Raw genomic sequence first — 19,214 nt, 5'->3', positions numbered from 1 at the left:
CCGGGACACCATCCTGGAGTCCCGAGTCCCGAGTCCCGAGTCCCGAGTCCCGAGTCCCGAGTCCCGAGTCCCGAGTCCCGAGTCCCGAGTCCCGAGTCCCGAGTCCTTTAAACTACGGCGATGAACGCACCCGCCGAAAGCCATCTGATCCACGGCCGTCGCCAGCGCCCCGATGGGCCGGTTCCGGTCGATGTCATTTCCGTGCAGTCGCAACTGGTCTACGGCCATGCCGGCAACAGCGCGGCGGTGCCGCCGCTGCGTGCGCTGGGCCTGCGCGTGGCCGAGATCCCGACCACCTTGCTGAGCAATGCGCCGTTCTACGCCACGCTGCGCGGCAAGGTGCTGCCGGCGGACTGGTTCGCCGATCTCTTGCTCGGTGCCAGCGAGCGTGGCCTGCCGCAGCGCGCGCGGATGCTGGTGTCCGGCTATTTCGGCAGCGTCGGTAACGGCACGGCGTTCGCCGACTGGCTCGACACCACGCTGCCGCAGTGCCCGGCGCTGCGCTACTGCCTGGATCCGGTGATCGGCGATACGCATACCGGGCCCTACGTCGAGCCGGGGCTGGAACGCGTGTTCGCCGAACGCTTGCTGCCGCATGCCTGGCTGGTCACGCCGAATGCGTTCGAACTCGGCTGCCTGACTGGCCTGCCGGCACTGGCCCAGGACGATGCCATCGCCGCGGCGCGCGTGTTGCTGGCGCGTGGGCCGCAGTGGGTGCTGGCGCACAGCGTCAGCGGCGATGCGGGCCAGTTGGTGACCCTGGCGGTGAGCCGTGAGGCGGTCTACCGCTGGTGTTCGCCGCTGTTGCCGGTGGACGTGGCCGGCACCGGCGACGTGCTGATGGTGTTGCTGGTCGCGTTCCTGTTGCGCGGCGACGCGTTCGAGCTGGCGATCGGCCGTGCCATCGCCGGCGTGCATGCGGCGCTGGAAGCGACCCTGGCCAGCGGCTACGAGGAACTGGACGTGCTCGCCGCCGCACCGGCGGCGCTGGCCACGCCGGTGCGCTTCGCCGCCGAGCGCCTGGCGTGAGCCTGCGCCCGGTCGTCGGCATCGTCGGCAGTGCCGGCGCCTATGGCCGCTGGCTGAGCCGGTTCTTCCGCGAACGCATGCAGCTGGAGGTGGTCGGCCACGATCCGGCCGATCCGCAATCGCTGGATCCGGACGCCTTGCTGCAGCGCGCGCAGGTGCTGATCTTTTCCGCGCCGATCCGGCACACGCCGGCGCTGATCGGCGACTACGTGCGCCGCGCCGCCGGGCGCGAACGCGATCAGCTGTGGCTGGACGTGACCTCGGTCAAGCGCGAGCCGGTGGCGGCGATGCTGGCCTCGCAGGCCGAGGTGGCCGGCCTGCATCCGATGACCGCGCCGCCGAAGTCGCCCACGCTCAAGGGCCGCGTGCTGGTGGTCTGCGAAGCGCGCCTGTCCCGTTGGAGCGCGTGGCTGCAACAGCTGTGCACGGCGCTGGAAGCCGAATGCGTGCGCAGCACGCCCGACCACCACGACCAGGTGATGGCCTTGGTGCAGGCGATGGTGCACGCCAGCCATCTGGCCCAGGCCGGCGTGCTGCGCGCGCATGCGCCGACGCTCGGACCGCTGGAGGCGCTGATGCCGTATCGCTCGGCCTCGTTCGAACTGGACACCGCGATCATCGCGCGCATCCTGGCCTTGAATCCGGCGATCTACGAAGACATCCAGTTCGGCAACCCGCATGTCGGCGGCGTGCTCGATGGCTTGATCGCGCAGCTGGCGCGGCTGCGCGCGCAGGTCGGCTGCGGCGACGATGCGGCGCGCGCGCAGTTCCGCGCCGAGTTCCTCGACGCCAACCGCCAGGCACTGGGCGAGGCGGCGATCGCGCATGGCAACTACAGCTACGAACGGGTCGGTTATCTGCTCGCCGATCTGACCGAACAGCTGGCCCTCAGCGTTTATCTGCCCGAAGACCGCGCCGGATCGCTACGCAGCTTGCTGTACGTGTTCGAGCGCCACGGCGTCAGCCTGGCATCGATCCATTCCTCGCGCACGCCGGCCGGCGAGCTGCATTTCCGCATCGGTTTCGATCCGGCCACGGTGGCGATGGCATTGGACGCGGCAGCGGCGGAGATCGACGCCAGCGGCATCGGCCGGGTGTTGCCGCGCTAGTCCTACGCAGACAGCCAACCCTGTAGGAGCGGCTTCAGCCGCGACCGGGTCTATCTGGACACGGATATGCATGCGCAACATGCTGCGCACCGACCACAAGCAATCGCGTGATCGGTACTGCCTGTCGCGGCTGAAGCCGCTCCTACAAGGAGGCAGGTACATCCGGTTGCCGCCGTCGCACTTCATCCACAGGCAGTGTGGACGGAATGCGCGCAAACATGTGGATAAGTGTCTGCACGCCTTGCTGAGTGGGCGTGTCAAGAGGCTTGGTCAATAATTAATCACTGGCTCGCCGCGCGCATTGCGCAGCAGGCGGAGCTATCGCACCACCGCTCGTCGCCGCGCGGCAGTGCACGCACTCACGCCGCGGTCAGGGTCAGTTCGCCGCCGGTGCTGGTGAACTGCTGGCCGCGGCGGATCAGCTTGCGGCCATCGGCCAGTTCGTAGCGCAGCGTTGGCCTTGACGGCGCGTCGTGCTGCGCCTGCTGCTGGCGTTGGGTTTCGTCCTGGAACTCGGTGATCAGATAGGCCTCGCCGTCGGGGCCGAGGGCGGGCAGTTGGCGAAAGGACATGACGTGTCTCCTGTCGAAGGCGATTCATCGAACCGGATTGCGCCGGAAACGCTGCCGGCGCCTTGCGCCGCAGCGGTTGCGTGGGGCGCAGCGGGACCGTAGTCCCGCCGGTGTGAGCGCGGTGTGCTCAGTCGATGAATTGCAGCCGTGCCAGTTCCGCGTACAGGCCGCCCTGCGCCAGCAGTTCGGCATGGGTACCCTGGGCGACGATGCGGCCGTTGTCCATCACCACGATGCGGTCGGCCTTGAGCACCGTCGCCAGGCGGTGCGCGATCACCAGCGTGGTACGCCCGGCCATCAGCCGTTCCAACGCCTGCTGCACGGCGTATTCGCTCTGCGCGTCCAGCGCGCTGGTAGCTTCGTCCAGCAGCAGGATCGGCGCGTCCTTGAGCAGGGCGCGGGCGATGGCGATGCGCTGCTGCTGGCCGCCGGACAGGCGCGCGCCGCGCTCGCCCAGTTCGCTGGCGTAGCCGTCCGGCAGCTGGCCGATGAAGGTGTCGGCTTCGGCGGCGCGCGCCGCGGCCTCGACCTCGGCATCGCTGGCCGCGAGCCGGCCGTAGCGGATGTTGTCGGCAGCGCTGGCCGCGAACAGGGTCGGATGCTGCGGCACCAGGCCGATGCCTTCGCGCAGCTGCGCCGGGTCCAGCTCGCGCAGGTCGGCGCCGTCCACCCGCACGACGCCCGATTGCGGATCGTGGAAGCGCAGCAGCAGCGACAGCACGGTGCTCTTGCCGGCGCCTGAGGGGCCGACCAGGGCCACGCTCTCGCCGGGCCGCACGTGCAGATCGAAGCCGTCCAGCGCGGGATGGTCGGGGCGCTGCGGATAGCGGAATACCACGTTCTCGAAGCGCACCTCGCCGCGCAGCGGCTGCGGCAGCGCACGCGGCTGCGCCGGCGCCAGCACCTCGGGGCGTTCGGCGAACAGTTCGGCGATGCGGCCCATGCCGCCGGCGGCGCGTTGCAGGTCGTTCCAGACTTCGGCCAGCGAGGCCACCGAGCCGCCGCCGAACATCGCATACAGCACGAACTGGCCGAGCGCGCCGGCGCTCAGCTCGCCGGCCGCCACTTCGTGCGCGCCGGACCACAGCACCAGCACGATCGCACCGAACACCAGCACGATCGCCACCGCGGTGATCAGCGCCTGCGCACGCACCCGGCGCCGCGCCACATCCACCGACAGCGCCAGCGCCTGGCCGAAGCGTTTGCGCTCGTAGGGTTCGCGCGCGTGCGCCTGCACCGTGCGCACCGCGCCCAGGGTTTCGGCGGCCAGGGTGTTGGCGTCTGCGACGCGGTCCTGGCTGGCGCGCGAAATCTTCTGCAGGCGGCGCGCGCCGAGCACGATCGGCAACACCGCCAGCGGGATGCCGAGCAGCGCGTAGGCGGCCAGGTGCGGGCTGGTCACGAACAGCATCACGATGCTGCCGATCGCCGTGACCGTGCTGCGCAGCGCCACCGACATGGTGCTGCCGATCACCCCGCGCAGCAGTTCGCTGTCGGCCGACAGCCGCGACACCAGCTCGCCGCTGCGGTTGCGGTCGTGGAAGCCGGCATGCAGGCCGATCAGGTGCGCGTACAGGCGCCCGCGCAGGTCGGCGACGACCTTCTCGCCCAGCAACGACACGAAGTAGAAGCGCAGCGCGGTGGCGATCGCCAGCACCACCGCCACCGCGAACAGCAGCGCGAAGGACTGGTTGATCCTGCTGCTGTCGCTGAAACCGTGGTCGATCATCTGCCGGACCGCCACCGGCAGGCTCAGCGTCGCGCTGGACGACACCGCCAGCGCCAACAGCCAGGCGCCGAACAGGCCACGCTGGCGCTGCACGAACGGCCACAGGGTGCGCAGGCTGCCGAGTTTGCGCAGCGACTTGGCCTGGTCGGCCGACGGATCGTTCATGCGGGGGAGGTTTCCGAACAGCGGACCCTGTTCCGTGTGGCGTCGCGCAGTCGCGTTTTCAAGGCATCCACGCGATCGCTGGGCAATCGCAGCTGCAGTTCGGCGCCGTCCGCGTCGAAGCGTTCATCGAGTTTTTCGGCGGCACAGGCGCTCAGCGCCGCGTGCACGGTGCCCAGATCGTCGAAGCCGCAGTGCAGGGTGATCAGGCGCAAGGCCAGCAGCGGTTGCCGTGGCGCCAGGCGCAGGCACTCGGCGGCGGTGCCGCCGTAGGCGCGGACCAGGCCGCCAGCGCCGAGCTTGATGCCGCCGTACCAGCGCGTGACCACCACCACCACGCGGTCGAAGCCCTGGCCGTCGATCGCCGCCAGGATCGGACGGCCGGCGGTGCCGGCCGGTTCGCCATCGTCGCTGGAGCGGTAGTCGTCGCCGTGTCGGTAGGCCCAGCAGTTGTGGGTGGCATCGGCTACCGCGATCCGCTGCACGAACGCCAGCGCCGCGCCGGCGTCGGCGATCGGCTCAGCCCGCGCCAGAAAGCGGCTGTGCTTGATGTCCACGCTGTGGCTGACGGGATGGGGAAGCGTATCGGGCATCGGCGCCATTCTAGACGAGGCGCCGCGGCCGACCGCGGATGCGGGGGGCAAGCGTTGCTTTCGATGCCGGTGAGCTGCGCCATTCGGCATCGCGCGCAATCAGGCAACTGCGCCGATGTACGCACAGTTGCAAACGGCAGTGGGCAGGTTCGCGTTGCGACGCATGCGTGCGAGGAACGCGCGCGGCGGATTTTGTTCCGCGATCACCGGCGCCGAATCGGTCCGTAGTGCCGCCAGCGGGGTTGGGCGCGGATACGACTCAGTGGTCCAGCAGGTCGCGCAGGTCTTCGGGGATGTGCGTGTGCGGGTGCTCGCGCTGCAGCCGTTGCAGGCTGGCGCGCGCGGCCGCGTGCTCGCCGGCGTCGCGGCGTTCGCGGATACGCGCCAGCCAGCGTCGTGGCGGCAGGCCTGCGTCGCTCTCCACGGCGGCCGCAAACGCCGGATCGGCGTCGTAGGCGTCTGCGGCCGCGTCCGCTGCGACAGGCGCGTCCGGTATCGCGGCGAGCGGTGCCGGTGCCGGCACTGCGCTGAGGTCGCCCTCGATACGCGCGGTGTCGCCTTCCGCTTCCCATGCCTGTGTGCTCGCCGCGGCGTTGCCCGCACGCTCGTCGCGGTCCTGGCGGCGTTGCTGCAGCAGGCGGCGGTCTTCGCGCTGCGGGGCATCCGCTTCGCGCGAGCGCGTTGCCTGCTTCGCCAGCGCCTGCGGTTGCGCAGGCGCGAGCGCTTTCGCAGGGGCGGGCATGGCCGGCGGCGCGGCCGGGGGGAGTGGCTCGACCATCGGCGCCGGTTCGGCCGCGGCGGGCAGGTCCGCGGGCGCTGGCGCTGGCGCGGGTGCGGGTGCGGGTGCGGCGCGGATCGTGTCGCGGCCGGCAACCGCCGGCGCCCGCTTCGGCGTAGGTGTTGACGGTGGCGGTGCGGGCGGCGTCACCGCGGTGGCGATTTGGGGTGCGTCGGCTGTAGCTGCGGCCGACGCCGTTGCAGCCTCTTGCGGATCGGCCGGTCGCTCGGCAGCGGCCTGGTCGGCAGTCGCTGCGGCAGCGCTGGGTTCCGGGGGGCGCAGGTGCCAGGCGATGCCGACCGCCAGCGTCAACGATGCTGCCAGCCCGCTCCAAGCCGGCCAACGCGCCCGGCGCCGCGGCCGTGTGATGGGAGCGGCCGCGTCCGCCGCCAATGGTGCTGCCGCGCGCGGCGCCGGCATGCTGGCGGCTGGGTGCGGATGCGGCGTGTCCGCTGCGGCGACCGCGGCGACCGCGGCCGCCGCAGCGGCCAGGATCGATGCGTCCAGCGCCGCCGACGGCAGCGCCTTCCGGCCCTGTCGCAGGCGTTCGGCAAGGGCGCGTTCTTCCGGGGTCAGCGGTTCGTCGGCGTTCATCCGCCCAGCCTCACGCGCAGCTTGTCCATCGCATAGCGCAGCCGCGACTTGACCGTCTCGCGGCCGACCCCGGTGATCTGTGCGATCTCCTCCAGGCTCAGTTCCTGTTCCAGGCGCAGCAGCAGCACTTCGCGTTGGTCCTCCGGCAGGTCGTCCAGCGCCAACTGCAGTTGGCGCCGCTGTTCGAACGCGGACAGCTGCCGCTCCGGGGTATCCAGATCCGGCACCCTGGCCGTGCGCAGTTCGGCGTCGGCCGGCGCCGCCGGGCGGTGCTTGGCGGCACGCCAGTGGTCGCCGAGCCGATTGTGGGCGATGCGCAGCAGCCAGGTGCTGAATGCGGCCTGCGGCTGCCAGCCCTGGCGCGCGGCGATGACCCGTTGCCACACGTCCTGGAACATCTCCTCGGCCAGCGCCACGTCGCGCAGCTGGCGCAGCAGGTAGTGGTAAAGGCGGCCGCGGTGACGCGTGTACAGGGTCTCGAACGCGCTGGCGTCGCCGGCCGCGTAGGCCAGCATCAGGGCTTCGTCGCTCGTTTCGACCAGGGCATCCACGGCGGCAAGCCTAAGCGTTCGCCGCGCCGGCGCATAGCGCGGCGTGTGCACGGCGGCGGCGGGCAGGGGCGGGAGGGGCGCGGACATCGTAGATAGTGAACGCGCCAGCGGCCTGCATGGGGTCACCGTATGTGCGCCTGTTCACGTAAAAGGTATGCTGACGTCCAAGGGGGAGGCGTAGGGCAGGTCCGACGTCATGGAGGAGTTGTTGTCGATGTTGTTCGAGCCGTCCGCGATCGTCCGCCAGGATCAACCCGACGGCCCCGCTTTCACGCACCCCGCAGTGGCACTGTGTGGCTTGCTGCCGCCTGGCAGCGACGTGGCCATCGCGTGCGGCGACGACGCGGTCGGCGGGCGCCTGTTCGGCGCCACGCCGGATGCGCCGGCCTGGCTGCCGGTGCTGGTGCGGCGTTGCCTGGCCGAAACCGTGCCGGCGCCTGCGCAGACGCTGCTGCACGTGCTGAAGACGGCGGACGGGGCCCGCGTGGCGGTGGCCGCCCGGCTGCAACACCCGTTGTCCGAGCCGCATCGCGCCGCCTGGTGCGAGATGGCGGCCGCGTTCGGCTTGGCGCTGCTGGAAACGGAGCGGATGCATGCGCGCATCGAGGGCCTGGAGAAGTCCAAGCAGCTGCAGCAGGCGCTATACGAGATCGCCGATCTGGCCGGGGCGGACCTGGAAATGGGGCAGATGCTGCAGCACGTGCACTCGGTGCTGGATTCACTGATGTATGCGGAGAACTGCTACATCGTCGAGTACGACGAAGAGCAGCAGAGCATGCGGTTCCTGTACTTCTCCGACCGCCACGACGACTTCGTCGCCGATCCGGAAACGCTGTATTTCCAGCGCGACATGCCCAACAGCCTGACCTTCGCCCTGCTGCGCCACGGCCAGGCGGTGCGCGGCCCGTCGCCGCAGGTGCGCGACCGCCTGCGGGTGGACTACGACGCCCTGCATGGCCCGGAGAGCAAGGATTGGCTGGGCGTGCCGATGCTGCGCGAAGGCTGCGTCTGTGGCGCGATCGTGGTGCAGAACTACGACCACGCGCTGCACTACACCGATGCCGACCGCGCGCTGCTGGCCTACGTCGCCCAGCACGTGCTGACCGCAATGGACCGTCGTCAAGCGCAGGTGCAGCTGGAGCGGCGCGTGCAGTTGCGCACCCAGGAACTGCAGCGCGCCAACCACGACCTGCAGGACGAGATACAAGAGCGCAAACGTGCCGAAACTCTGCAACTGGCCTTGTTCCGCATCGCCGAGCTGGCGATCCGCTCGGAGAGCCTGCAGCAGTTCTACGCCGAGGTGCATGCCATCGTCGGAGGTCTGATCGACGCGCGCAATCTGTACATCGCGCTGCTGTCCGACGACGCCAAGATGCTGGAGTTCGTCTACTCGGTTGACGAGCACAGCCCGCGGCGTCCGCTGCGGCGGCGGGGCAGGGGCCTGACCGAGTACGTGATGCGCAAACGCCAGCCGATGCTGCTGGAACTGGCGCAGATCGAGGCGCTTGTGGTGCAGGGCGAGGTGCAGGAATACGGCGGCCGCTCGCACAGCTGGCTGGGCGTGCCGTTGTTCGACGAGGGTGAGGTGGTCGGCGCGATCGTGGTGCAGAGCTACACCACGCAGGTGCGCTTCACCGAATACGACCAGCGGCTGCTGACCTTCGTCGCGCACAACGTCGGCGGCGGCCTGGCCCGGCAGCGCGCGCAGGAGCGGCTGCAGCTGGCGCATGCGGAACTGGAGCAACGGGTGGCCGAGCGCACCCGCGAACTGGCCGAGGTCAACCAGCAGTTGCTGGCGCAGATCGCCGAGCGCTGGCGCGCCGAGCAGCGCTTGACCCACCAGGCGCTGCACGATGCGCTGACCGGGCTGCCGAACCGCTCGCATCTGCTGGACCGGCTCGGCGAAGCGATCCACCGCGCGCGCAACGGCGACGGCATGTCCTTCGCGGTGCTGTTCCTGGACCTGGACCGGTTCAAGCTGGTCAATGACAGCATCGGCCACGCCGCTGGCGACGACATGCTGGTGGAGGTGGCCAAGCGCATCGTCTCCACGCTGCGCAGCGACGATGTGGTCGCGCGCCTGGGCGGCGACGAGTTCGCGATCCTGGTCAGCTGCGAAGAGGGGCTGGAGGGCGTGCGCGAGTTGGCGCAGCGCCTGCTCGGCGTGCTCGGCCAGCCGATGTGGGTGGCCGGCCGCGAGCTGTTCCCGTCCGGCAGCCTGGGCATTGCCGCCTGGCATCCGCGCTACAGCAGCGGTGAAGAACTACTGCGCGATGCGGACGCGGCGATGTATCGGGCCAAGGTGCAGACTCAGGACCGGTGCGCGGTGTTCGACGAGGCGATGCGCGAGGCGGCGTTGCGCAGCCTGGACCTGGAGGCGGATCTGCGGCGGGCGATCAAAAGCGGCGATTTCGAGCCGTTCTACCAGCCGATCGTGCGCCTGGTCGATGGCGAGGTGGTCGGCCACGAGGCGCTGCTACGCTGGCGCCATGAGAGCCGCGGCCTGCTGGTGCCGAGCCAGTTCATCGATCTGGGCCAGGACAGTGGGCTGATCGAGCAGGTGGACTGGTTGCTGTATGCGCAGGTGATCCGGCGCCTGGTCCAGGGCGGCAGCGGTTACGTGTCGGTTAACGTCTCGCCGCGGCATTTCCGTTCGCCGGACTTCACCGAACGGCTGTTCGGGCTGATCGACAGTGCCGGCGCCGATCCGCAGCGCTTGCGGGTGGAGATCACCGAGGTGGCGCTGCTCGACGATGCGCCGCGTACGTTGACGATCCTGCAGGCACTGCGCGATCGCGGGGTGGTGGCGCAGCTGGACGATTTCGGCACGGGGTTTTCGGCGCTGTCGTATCTGCACCGGTTCCCGATCTCGGCGTTGAAGATCGATCAGAGTTTCGTCGCCGGGCTGCATGGCGAAAGCGGTGCGGGCAGTTATGCACTGGTGCGCAGCATTCTGGCGTTGGCCAGTACGCTTGGCATCGAGACCATCGGTGAAGGCATCGAGACCGAGCAGCAGTTGGATACGCTGCGTGAGCTGGGTTGCGACTACGGGCAGGGGTATCTGTTGGGACGGCCTGCGCAGCACGATTGATGGCGAGCGAGCGTGCGCGATAGCGCACCGCCCCGCGCTCCGAAGTCCCTGTAGGAACGGCTTCAGCCGCGACAGACGTCGTCCGCATGCGGCGGACTATGCGGCTTCTCGGGACTGAAACCTCTACCGCGGATGCTGGGTGCGTTGCGACGCGCCCTGGGGGTACGGCTTGTTAAGAGCGGCGGGCTTCAGCGCAGCGCATTGCGGCGCTTTTCGTCGATCCACTTCGATGCCTGCGCCGGGGTGTAGTCGTGCATCCACGCCAGCATGGTGTCGATGTCGTTGCCGTACCACAGGTCGGCGCGCTGGTCCGGGTGCAGGAAGCGCTCGGCGACCATGCGGTCGATCATGCCGATCAGCGGTGCGTAGAACGCTTCCACGTCCAGGAATGCGCAGGGTTTGTTGCCGATGCCGAGCTGGCGCCAGGTCAGCATCTCGAAGATCTCTTCCATCGTGCCGAAGCCGCCGGGCAGAGCGATGAAGCCGTCGGACAGGTCGAACATGCGCGACTTGCGCTCGTGCATCGAGCCGACGATTTCCAGTTCGGTCAGGCCGCGGTGCGCCACTTCCCAGTCGGCCAGTTGCTTGGGGATCACCCCGGTGACCTGGCCGCCGGCGGCCAGTACCGCATTGGCCACGGTGCCCATCAGCCCGACATTGCCGCCGCCGTAGACCAGGCGCAGGCCCTGCTCGGCGATGCGCGTGCCCAGCGCGGTAGCGCGCTCGGCGTAGGCGGGTTTGTTGCCGGCGTTGGAACCGCAATAGACGCAGATGCTTTTCATGGAGATAGGGGAATCAGAGGGATGGGATGCTTTGGTCGACTCGGGACCAGGGACCAGGCTGGGGATCATGGTCTCGAAAAGAGAACGCCGGGCGATGCCCGGCGTTCGTCAGTGGCCAGGGCTCTGCCCGAGTTCCGGCTCAATTGGCCTTATGGATCGCCCGTTTGCTCACCGCCATCGCGGCGTCGTGGATCGCCTCGGACAGGGTCGGGTGGGCGTGGCAGATGCGCGCCAAGTCGTCGGCCGAGCCGTTGAACTCCATCGCCAGCACGCCTTCGTGGACCAGTTCGGAGACGCCGACGCCGACCAGGTGCAGGCCGAGCACGCGGTCGGTCTCGGCATGCGCGATGACCTTGACGAAGCCGGCCGGCTCGCCCATCGCCACGGCGCGGCCGATGGCGGCGAACGGGAAGCTGCCGGTCTTGTACGGCACGTCCTCGGCCTTGAGCTGCTGCTCGGTCTTGCCGACCCAGGCGATTTCCGGCTCGGTGTAGATGACCCAGGGGATCGTGTCGAAGTTGACGTGGCCGGGCAGGCCGGCGATCAGCTCGGCGACCGCGATGCCTTCCTCGAAGCCCTTGTGCGCCAGCATCGGCCCGCGCACGCAGTCGCCGATCGCCCATACGCCATCGACGCCGGTGTGGCAATGCGCATCGACTTCGATCTGGCCGCGCTCGTTGACCTTGACCCCGGTGCCTTCTGCCAGCAAGCCCTTTGTGGCGGCGCGGCGGCCCACGGCCACCAGCAGCTTGTCCACGGTCAGGCTCTTCTCGCCTTCGCCATCGGTGTAGGTGACGACGACCTCCTGCTTCTTGCCCTTGCCGGCGAGCTCGGTCTTGGAGACCTTGGCGCCCAGCTTGATGTCCAGACCCTGCTTCTTGAATTCCTTCAGCGCGGTTTTGGCCACTTCGGCATCGGCCAGGGCCAGGAAGTTCGGCAACGCCTCGAGAATGGTGACCTCGGCGCCCAGGCGCTTCCACACGCTGCCCAGCTCCAGGCCGATCACGCCGGCGCCGATCACCGCCAGACGCTTGGGCACTTCGCTGAAGTCGAGCGCGCCGACGTTGTCGACGATGGTGGCGCCGTCGAACTTGGCGAACGGCAGCTCGATCGAATCCGAGCCGGCGGCGAGGATCACGTTGGTGCCCTTGAGCTCGACGATGCTGCCGTCGTGCTGCTTGACCTTGACCACGTTGCCTGCGTGCAGTTCACCGAAGCCGTAATACGGGGTGATCTTGTTCGCCTTGAACAACATCGCGATGCCGCCGGTGAACTGCTTGACGATCTTGTCCTTGCGCCCCACCATCGCCGCGACGTCGATCTTGGCGTCCTTGAAGCTGATGCCGTGCTCGCCGAACAGGTGGCCCATGTTCCAGAACTGGCGCGAGGAATCCAGCAGCGCCTTGGACGGGATGCAGCCCACGCGCAGGCAGGTGCCGCCCAGCGCCGGCTTGCCGTCCTTGCCCAGGGCCGCGTCGATGCAGGCGACCTTCATGCCCAGCTGTGCGGCGCGGATTGCCGCGTGATAACCGGCCGGACCTGCACCGATGACGACGACGTCGAAATGTTGTTCTGACATGTTGCGGGAGTCCTGTGCTTTTGCGGGACTCGGGACTCGGGACCCGGGACCCGCAAAGCCATCGCCTGCATGTCCCGCGTCCTGCTTGATCTGCATTGCCGAGTCCCGAGTCCCGAGTCCCGCGTCCCGGCAGCTGGATTACAGGCCGAACAGCATCCGGCCCGGGTTTTCCAGCTGGTTCTTGATGTCGACCAGGAATTGCACCGAGTCCTTGCCGTCGATGATGCGGTGGTCGTAGGACAGCGCCAGGAACATCATCGGCGCGATCACGACCTGGCCGTTCTCGGCGATCGGACGCTCCTTGATCGCGTGCATGCCCAGGATCGCGCTCTGCGGCGGGTTGATGATCGGGGTGGACAGCAGCGAGCCGAAGGTGCCGCCGTTGGTCACGGTGAAGGTGCCGCCCTGCAGTTCTTCCAGGCTCAGCTTGCCGTCGCGCGCCTTCTTGGCGTAGTCGGCGATGCCCTTCTCGATCTCGGCGAACGACTGCCGCTCGACGTTGCGCAGCACTGGCGTGACCAGGCCCTTCTCTGTCGAGACCGCGATCGAGATGTCGCTGTAACCGTGATAGATGATGTCTTCGCCGTCGATCGAGGCGTTGACCAGCGGGAAGCGCTGCAGCGCGTTGGCGGCGGCCTTGACGAAGAAGCTCATAAAGCCGAGCTTGATGCCGTGGGCCTTCTGGAACTCGTCCTGCAGCTCCTTGCGCGCGGCCGAGACCTTGGCCAGGTTGACCTCGTTGAAGGTGGTCAGCATCGCGGTCGAGTTCTTCGACTGCATCAGGCGCTCGGCGATGCGCTTGCGCACTCGGGTCATCGCCACGCGCTCTTCCGGGCGCGCGCCGGCGGCCTTGCCGGCGCCGCCGTTCTTGGCGTAGTTGAGGATGTCTTCCTTGGTCACCGCGCCGCGCCGGCCGGTGCCGTCGACCTGGGCCGGATCCACGCCTTCGGTGATCGCCGAGAAACGCGCGCCCGGGGGCAGGGTGGAGACGTCGCCGGCAGCCTTGGCCGACTCGACCTTGGCCGCCTTCGGCGCTTCGGCGGCAGCGGCTTTCGGTGCTTCCGGCGCCGATGCGTCGGCGACCTTGGCCGCGGCCGGAGCCGCAGCGGCGGTGGCGCCTTCCTCGATGATCGCCAGCAGCTGCGAGCTGGTCACGGTGGCGCCGGCCTCGAACTTGATCTCCTTCAGCACGCCATCGACCGGGGAGGGCACTTCCAGCACGACCTTGTCGGTTTCCAGGTCCACCAGGTTCTCGTCGCGCTTGACCGCGTCGCCTGCTTTCTTGTGCCAGCTGGCGATGGTGGCATCGGATACGGATTCGGGCAGTACCGGAACTTTGACTTCGGTGGCCATTGCAGAGGGCGTCCTAGTGGGGTCTTTTGGAAGGGAAAGGCGGGTTATTCAGCGACTTGGTCGTTGAACGGATTCAATAGCGCGTCGGCGACCAGCTTCAGCTGCTCTTCCAGATGCTCGGCGAAATGCCCGGCAGCGGGAGACGGCGAGCGCGGACGGCCGGCGTAGTGCAGGCTCTGCCCGTCGGCCAGGCAGGCCTGCAGGTGGTGCTTGATCTGGTACCAGGCGCCCTGGTTCTGCGGTTCTTCCTGGCACCAGACCAGGTCGGTGGCGTTGCTGTAGCGCTTCAGCTCCGCGGCCAGCAGTTCGCGCGGGAACGGGTACAGCTGTTCCACGCGCAGGATGGCGACGTCGTCCTGGCCACGCTTGGTCTGATCCTCGAGCAGGTCGTAGTAGACCTTGCCCGAGCAGGCCACCACGCGCTTGACCCGCTTCGGATCGGCCTTTGCATCCGGGATCAGGTGCTGGAACTCGCCGTCGGCCAGTTCCTCCAGCGTTGACACCGCCAGCTTGTGGCGCAGCAGCGACTTGGGCGTCATCACCACCAGCGGCTTGCGCGTGGTCATGCGCATCTGCCGGCGGATCATGTGGAAGCACTGCGCCGGCGTGGTCGGCACGCACACCAGCATGTTCTCCAGCGCGCACAGCTGCAGGAAGCGCTCCAGGCGCGCGGAGCTGTGCTCCGGGCCTTGCCCTTCGTAGCCGTGCGGCAGGAACAGCGACAGGCCGCTGATGCGGCCCCACTTGGCTTCGCCGGCGGCGATGAACTGGTCGATCACCACCTGCGCGCCATTGGCGAAATCGCCGAACTGCGCTTCCCAGATGCACAGGGCGTTGGGATCGGTGGTCGAGTAGCCGTACTCGAAGCCCATCACCGCTTCCTCGCTGAGCAGCGAGTCGATCACGGTGGCGTCTTCGGGGTTTTCGACCAGTTGGCGCAGCGGCAGGTAATAGCTGTCGGTCTTCTGGTCGTGCAGGATCGCGTGACGGTGGAAGAACGTGCCGCGGCCGGCGTCCTGGCCGACCAGGCGCAGCTTGTGGCCCTCGCCGAGCAGGGTGGCGTAGGCCAGGTTCTCGGCGAAGCCCCAGTCGCCGGGCAGGTCGCCGGCGGCCATCTTCACCCGGTCCTCGTAGATCTTGCCCACGCGCGGATGCAGTTCCACGCCGGCCGGGATCGTGGTGATGATCTTGGCCAGGTGGTCCAGGGTCTTGCGCTTGACCGTGGTATCGACCTTGTCGGTGACCTTGCCGGACAGGTAGTTGGACCAGTTGATGGCGAACTCGTCCGGCTTGCGGGTCGCCAGTTCGGTGGTGTATTCGCCCGAATCGAGCTTGTTGCGGTAGCTGTCGACCAGCGCCTGCGCCTCGCCCGCCTGGATCACGCCTTCGCTTTCCAGCTGCGCGGCATATAGTTCTCGGGTGGTCTTGTGCTTGCGGATGGTCTGGTACATCACCGGCTGCGTCGCCGCCGGCTCGTCGGCCTCGTTGTGGCCCCAGCGGCGGTAGCAGACCAGGTCGATGACCACGTCTTTCTTGAACTGCTGGCGGAAGTCGTAGGCCAGGTTGGCCACGAACGCCACCGCGTCCGGATCGTCGCCGTTCACATGGAACACCGGCGCGCCGATCATCTTCGCCACGTCGGTGCAGTACAGCGTGGAGCGGGCGTCGTCGCGGGCGCTGGTGGTGAAGCCGATCTGGTTGTTGATGACGATGTGCACGGTGCCGCCGACCGCAAAGCCGCGCGCCTGCGACATCTGGAACAGCTCCATCACCACGCCCTGGCCGGCGAACGCGGCATCGCCGTGGATCACCACCGGCAGCACCGTCTTGCGCGCGGCGTCGCCGTAACGTTCCTGGCGCGAGCGCACGCTGCCGACCACGACCGGGTCGACGATTTCCAGGTGCGAGGGATTGAACGCCAGCGCCAGGTGCACCGAGTTGCCGTCGGCCACCGCCACGTCGGCGGAGAAGCCCATGTGGTATTTGACGTCGCCGGTGTGCGCGCGATCATCGTGGGCGTGCTCGAACTTGCCCTCGAACTCGTCGAACAGCTTGCGCGGGTTCTTGCCCAGGGTGTTGACCAGCACGTTGAGGCGGCCGCGGTGGGCCATGCCGACCACGATGTCCTTGACCGCATCGGCGCCGGCGCGGCGCACCACCACGTCCATCATCGGGATCAGCGCATCGCCGCCTTCCAGCGAGAAGCGCTTCTGGCCGACGTACTTGGTGTGCAGGTAGCGCTCCAGGCCTTCGGCGGCGGTGATCCGCTCCAGCGTGCGGCGGCGGCTGTCGGCATCGGCGGCGATGTTGCCGCCAGCGTTCTCCAGCCGCTGGTAGATCCACTGGCGCTGCTCGAATTCGGAGATGTGCATGAATTCCGCGCCGATCGACCCGGTGTAGGTCGCCTTCAGCCGTGCCAGCAGGTCGCGCAGCTTCATGCGCGGCTGGCCGCCGAGGCCGCCGGTGCTGAACTCGCTGCCCAGGTCGCTTTCCGACAGGCTGTGGAACGGCAGGCCCAGGTCCGGCGGATTGATCGGCGGGGTCAGCCCCAGCGGGTCCAGGCGCGCGCCAAGGTGGCCACGCGAGCGGTAGGCGGTGATCAGCCGGCCGACATGGCGTTCGCGCTCGTCGCCGCCGGGGCTGGTGCCGCTGTTGGCGGCCTGCCGCGCTGCGCTGGCGATGTGAGCGATGACCGCGGAGTGGGGAACGTCACCGGCATCGCGGCCCTGGAAGCCGTCGAAGTAGGTCTTCCACTTGGGGTCGATGCTGTCGGGAGAGACCAGGTACTGCTCGTACAGGTCTTCGATATAGGCGGCATTGCCGCCGGCGAGTTGCGATGACTGCGCAAACTGCTTTAGGAGATTGTCCACGATGGTGGGGTCGGGTCGCTTTGGTGGGTTGGCTTACGGCTGGAACCGGCGGAGGCGTCGCCCGCGCGGGCGTAATCAAGCAGAAAAATTATACCCCCATGACGTAGCCAGGGTGTGCATTTCGCAGACACAGGGGCGATGCCGGGTTCATTCACTGCGCCATTGGACGCCGCGGCGCGGCGCTACCAGCCCAGCGCGCGCAGCTCGGTGCAGTCGCGCGAACGCTCCCAGACCCGCGCGAACGCGTCGCGCAGCTGGCGCGCGCGGCCGCCGCCGAGCAGGTCGGTTTCGCCGTCGTAACGGTGCCCCAGCGCACGGAAGTAGTAGCCGCCGCCATCGTCGACCAGGTAGGCGGTGGCATCGCCGCGATCGACCGGATCGACCACTTCGCGGAAACGGAACACGCTGGGCAGGCGCTGCGCCAGGGCCAGCAGCGGCGCGGCGGCGCGCTGTGCGGCGGCCGCGTCGTGCAGCAGCACGCGCACCTGCTTGTCGTGCGCGGCCACCGCGAAGCGGCGCAGTTGCGCGAGCAGCGGCGCACTGTCCAGCAGGCCCGGATCCAGCGCGCGGCTGCAGATCAGCAAGTGGCGCCGCGCCTGCGCGACCACCGCGGTACTGGCCGCGATCGCCGCGGCGGCGTCCTCCACCGCGGCGGCTCCATTCAGCAGCCGCTGCATCGGCTGTGCTTCGCCAGCGGCGCCGGCACCGTGCGCGCCGACCGGCAGGAAGCCGTGCCGCGCATAGAAGTCGAGCGCGGCCGGCGGCGCCTGCAGTTCCAGCCGCGGCCAGTGCCGGCGCCGCGCTTCCTGCAGCAAGGCGGCCAGCAGCGCGCTGCCGACGCCACGGCCGCGCCAGGCCGGCAGCACCGCCATGCAGTCGATGCGCGGCTCGGTGCCGAGCCGGGCGCTGCCGAGCGCCTGGCCGTCGCCGGCGCGCGCCAGCACGTGGTAGCTCAGCGCATCCAGGGCCTGGTCAGCCGCATCCGCAGGCGTCGCCAGGCCGGCCTGCGCGCGCAGCGCACGCAGTTCTCCGGACTGGCGGGCCGGGTCCAGCGTTTCGATGCGCAAGCCTGGGGCGGCCGGCATGGCGGGCCGCTCAGTCCTGCGCCTCGTCATCCTCGTCGCCGTGCTCGGCCGCGTCCAGCGGCTGGTAGAAGCCGGCCCCGACCAGCTGCAGCAGGGTGTCGCGGCCTGCGGCGGACAGCGCGGCGTAGTCGCTGCCGTCGAGATGCTCGGCCGCGGCCAGGCGCCGCGCGTCCTTGATCGGCAGGGCGAATTCCAGGCCGCTGCAGAATAGGATGGCGCCGCGCGTGGCCCGGCGCCAGGCCGGCCGCGCCCATGGGTGGCGCTGCAGGACCAGGCCCTGTTGCAGTGCCGCGGCCACTTCCTGCGGCGCCGGCGGGTTGGCCGGCGGCAGGATCTCGCCGGCGGCGCGGTAGGTGGTGATGAAGCGGCCGAACCAGGCGCCGAGGCGGTCGGGGTCGTTCATGCGCAGCGCGTTCAGCGCCTCGACCACCCGGCCCATCGCCGCCGCGTCGATCTCGTACGGATCGGCCGGTACCTGCAGATCCTCGTCGTGGTAGCGCAGCGCCTCGTCGGCGCCGTCGATCAGGGTGTCCAGGTAGTCGCCGATCAGTTCGGCCGAGGATGGCGCGCGCGTACCCACCGAGAAGGTCAGGCAGGCGTCTTCGGCGACGCCGTGGTGCGGCACCAGCGGCGGCAGGTACAGCATGTCGCCGGGGCCGAGCACCCACTCGTGGGTGGGGCTGAAGCTGCGCAATAGTTTCAATTCGACGTCCTCGCGGAAGTCGGTCGGCGGCGCTTTGCGGCCCATCGACGCGCTGGCGTCGATCTGCCAGCGGCGCTGGCCGTGCGCCTGCAGCAGGAACACGTCGTAGTGGTCCACGTGCGCGCCGACCGAGCCGCCGGGGGCGGCGAAGCTGACCATCACATCGTCCACCCGCCAGCGCGGCAGGAAGCGGAACTGCTCAAGCAGGGCGCGGATGTCCGGGTCCCATTTGTCCACGTCCTGCACCAGCAGGGTCCAGTCGTGGTCGGGCATGCCGGGGAATTCGCTTTCCTGGAACGGACCGGTACGCACGCTCCAGCGGTCGTTGCCGCGGTCGTGCACGATCAGCCGCGACAACGCGGCCTCCTCGCAGGCCAGCCCGGCCAGGTCGCCCGGCTCGATTGGCGAGACGAAGCCGGGGAAGGCGTTGCGGATCAGCAGCGGGCGCTTGTGCCAGTAGTCGCGCAGGAAGCGCGCGGCGGGCATGCCCAGCGGCAGTTGCCGAGTAGCGTCGATGTCGATCGGGAACGGGGTGAATTTCTTCATGGCGGGCGGTCCGGCAGGGGCGAGGCCGACGCTGGCGCCGGCAATGGCCGCCATTGTCGCCTAGCCTGCCGCACGCTGCGTTGTCCGT

At 69.0% G+C, this 19,214-nt stretch carries 14 protein-coding genes; 3 read left to right on the top strand and 11 right to left on the bottom strand.

The annotated features are described in order from the left end of the window. Positions 1-120: 120 nt before the first annotated feature. Entirely contained in the window at positions 121-1,029 is a 909-nt protein-coding gene (gene pdxY / locus ISN38_RS01725) for a pyridoxal kinase (protein ID WP_058361298.1), read from the top strand. Continuing rightward, positions 1,026-2,138 carry a prephenate dehydrogenase gene (locus tag ISN38_RS01720; protein WP_058361299.1) on the top strand — a complete coding sequence of 371 codons (1,113 nt, stop codon included), beginning with the start codon at positions 1,026-1,028 and terminating at the stop codon, positions 2,136-2,138. The genes pdxY and ISN38_RS01720 overlap by 4 nt, the downstream gene beginning before the upstream one ends. Positions 2,139-2,497: 359 nt before the next feature. Here ISN38_RS01720 and ISN38_RS01715 read toward each other — a convergent pair whose 3' ends face one another. The 5 genes from ISN38_RS01715 to ISN38_RS01695 all read right to left on the bottom strand — a co-directional run bounded on the left by ISN38_RS01715 (position 2,498) and on the right by ISN38_RS01695 (position 7,117). Then, positions 2,498-2,710: a hypothetical protein gene (locus tag ISN38_RS01715; protein ID WP_003468029.1), complete on the bottom strand. Its 213-nt coding sequence runs from the start codon at positions 2,708-2,710 to the stop codon at positions 2,498-2,500. Between the two features lie 127 nt (positions 2,711-2,837). Next, positions 2,838-4,604 carry an ABC transporter transmembrane domain-containing protein gene (locus ISN38_RS01710; RefSeq protein ID WP_003468030.1) on the bottom strand — a complete coding sequence of 589 codons (1,767 nt, stop codon included), beginning with the start codon at positions 4,602-4,604 and terminating at the stop codon, positions 2,838-2,840. Further along, positions 4,601-5,194: an IMPACT family protein gene (locus ISN38_RS01705; protein WP_038237467.1), complete on the bottom strand. Its 594-nt coding sequence runs from the start codon at positions 5,192-5,194 to the stop codon at positions 4,601-4,603. The genes ISN38_RS01710 and ISN38_RS01705 overlap by 4 nt, the downstream gene beginning before the upstream one ends. 259 nt (positions 5,195-5,453) lie before the next feature. Further along, positions 5,454-6,566 carry a hypothetical protein gene (locus tag ISN38_RS01700; RefSeq protein WP_206712034.1) on the bottom strand — a complete coding sequence of 371 codons (1,113 nt, stop codon included), beginning with the start codon at positions 6,564-6,566 and terminating at the stop codon, positions 5,454-5,456. After that, a complete protein-coding gene (locus ISN38_RS01695; RefSeq protein WP_003472451.1) occupies positions 6,563-7,117 on the bottom strand; it encodes an RNA polymerase sigma factor in 555 nt (184 codons plus the stop codon). Before ISN38_RS01695 ends, ISN38_RS01700 begins: the two co-directional genes overlap by 4 nt. Before the next feature lie 214 nt (positions 7,118-7,331). On the opposite strand from ISN38_RS01695, the gene ISN38_RS01690 reads away from it, so the two are divergent. After that, on the top strand, positions 7,332-10,208 hold the full coding sequence (locus ISN38_RS01690) for a bifunctional diguanylate cyclase/phosphodiesterase (protein ID WP_038239790.1): 2,877 nt from the start codon (positions 7,332-7,334) through the stop codon (positions 10,206-10,208). Between the two features lie 188 nt (positions 10,209-10,396). Here ISN38_RS01690 and ISN38_RS01685 read toward each other — a convergent pair whose 3' ends face one another. The 6 genes from ISN38_RS01685 to ISN38_RS01660 form a co-directional block, all read right to left on the bottom strand. Continuing rightward, entirely contained in the window at positions 10,397-10,990 is a 594-nt protein-coding gene (locus ISN38_RS01685; protein ID WP_003472459.1) for an LOG family protein, read from the bottom strand. A 139-nt stretch (positions 10,991-11,129) separates the two neighbouring features. Beyond that, positions 11,130-12,569, bottom strand: a complete 1,440-nt coding sequence (lpdA, locus tag ISN38_RS01680; protein WP_058359010.1) for a dihydrolipoyl dehydrogenase — start codon at positions 12,567-12,569, stop codon at positions 11,130-11,132. A 138-nt stretch (positions 12,570-12,707) separates the two neighbouring features. Then, positions 12,708-13,922 carry a dihydrolipoyllysine-residue succinyltransferase gene (gene sucB, locus ISN38_RS01675; RefSeq protein ID WP_003472464.1) on the bottom strand — a complete coding sequence of 405 codons (1,215 nt, stop codon included), beginning with the start codon at positions 13,920-13,922 and terminating at the stop codon, positions 12,708-12,710. Positions 13,923-13,966: 44 nt separating this feature from the next. After that, entirely contained in the window at positions 13,967-16,792 is a 2,826-nt protein-coding gene (locus ISN38_RS01670; protein ID WP_003472466.1) for a 2-oxoglutarate dehydrogenase E1 component, read from the bottom strand. 182 nt (positions 16,793-16,974) lie between these two features. After that, positions 16,975-17,877 (bottom strand): GNAT family N-acetyltransferase, encoded by a 903-nt coding sequence (locus ISN38_RS01665; RefSeq protein WP_047324844.1) that lies wholly within the window; start codon positions 17,875-17,877, stop codon positions 16,975-16,977. 10 nt (positions 17,878-17,887) lie between these two features. Then, complete coding sequence (locus ISN38_RS01660) at positions 17,888-19,126, bottom strand: ribosomal protein uL16 3-hydroxylase (protein ID WP_051036352.1); 1,239 nt, start codon at positions 19,124-19,126, stop codon at positions 17,888-17,890. Positions 19,127-19,214: the final 88 nt, after the last annotated feature.

Origin of the sequence: Xanthomonas translucens pv. undulosa (assembly GCF_017301775.1) — a bacterium.
GTDB lineage: Bacteria > Pseudomonadota > Gammaproteobacteria > Xanthomonadales > Xanthomonadaceae > Xanthomonas_A > Xanthomonas_A translucens.
The sequence above is the reverse complement of the archived record's forward strand: the minus strand, read 5'-3'. Positions and strand labels throughout refer to the sequence as shown.

Coding starts and splice junctions, on each gene's coding strand:
- ISN38_RS01710 (WP_003468030.1), bottom strand. CDS start 4,604: ATGAACGATCCGTCGGCCGACCAGGCCAAGTCGCTGCGCAAACTCGGC.
- ISN38_RS01690 (WP_038239790.1), top strand. CDS start 7,332: ATGTTGTTCGAGCCGTCCGCGATCGTCCGCCAGGATCAACCCGACGGC.
- pdxY (WP_058361298.1), top strand. CDS start 121: ATGAACGCACCCGCCGAAAGCCATCTGATCCACGGCCGTCGCCAGCGC.
- lpdA (WP_058359010.1), bottom strand. CDS start 12,569: ATGTCAGAACAACATTTCGACGTCGTCGTCATCGGTGCAGGTCCGGCC.
- ISN38_RS01705 (WP_038237467.1), bottom strand. CDS start 5,194: ATGCCCGATACGCTTCCCCATCCCGTCAGCCACAGCGTGGACATCAAG.
- ISN38_RS01685 (WP_003472459.1), bottom strand. CDS start 10,990: ATGAAAAGCATCTGCGTCTATTGCGGTTCCAACGCCGGCAACAAACCC.
- sucB (WP_003472464.1), bottom strand. CDS start 13,922: ATGGCCACCGAAGTCAAAGTTCCGGTACTGCCCGAATCCGTATCCGAT.
- ISN38_RS01700 (WP_206712034.1), bottom strand. CDS start 6,566: ATGAACGCCGACGAACCGCTGACCCCGGAAGAACGCGCCCTTGCCGAA.
- ISN38_RS01665 (WP_047324844.1), bottom strand. CDS start 17,877: ATGCCGGCCGCCCCAGGCTTGCGCATCGAAACGCTGGACCCGGCCCGC.
- ISN38_RS01715 (WP_003468029.1), bottom strand. CDS start 2,710: ATGTCCTTTCGCCAACTGCCCGCCCTCGGCCCCGACGGCGAGGCCTAT.
- ISN38_RS01660 (WP_051036352.1), bottom strand. CDS start 19,126: ATGAAGAAATTCACCCCGTTCCCGATCGACATCGACGCTACTCGGCAA.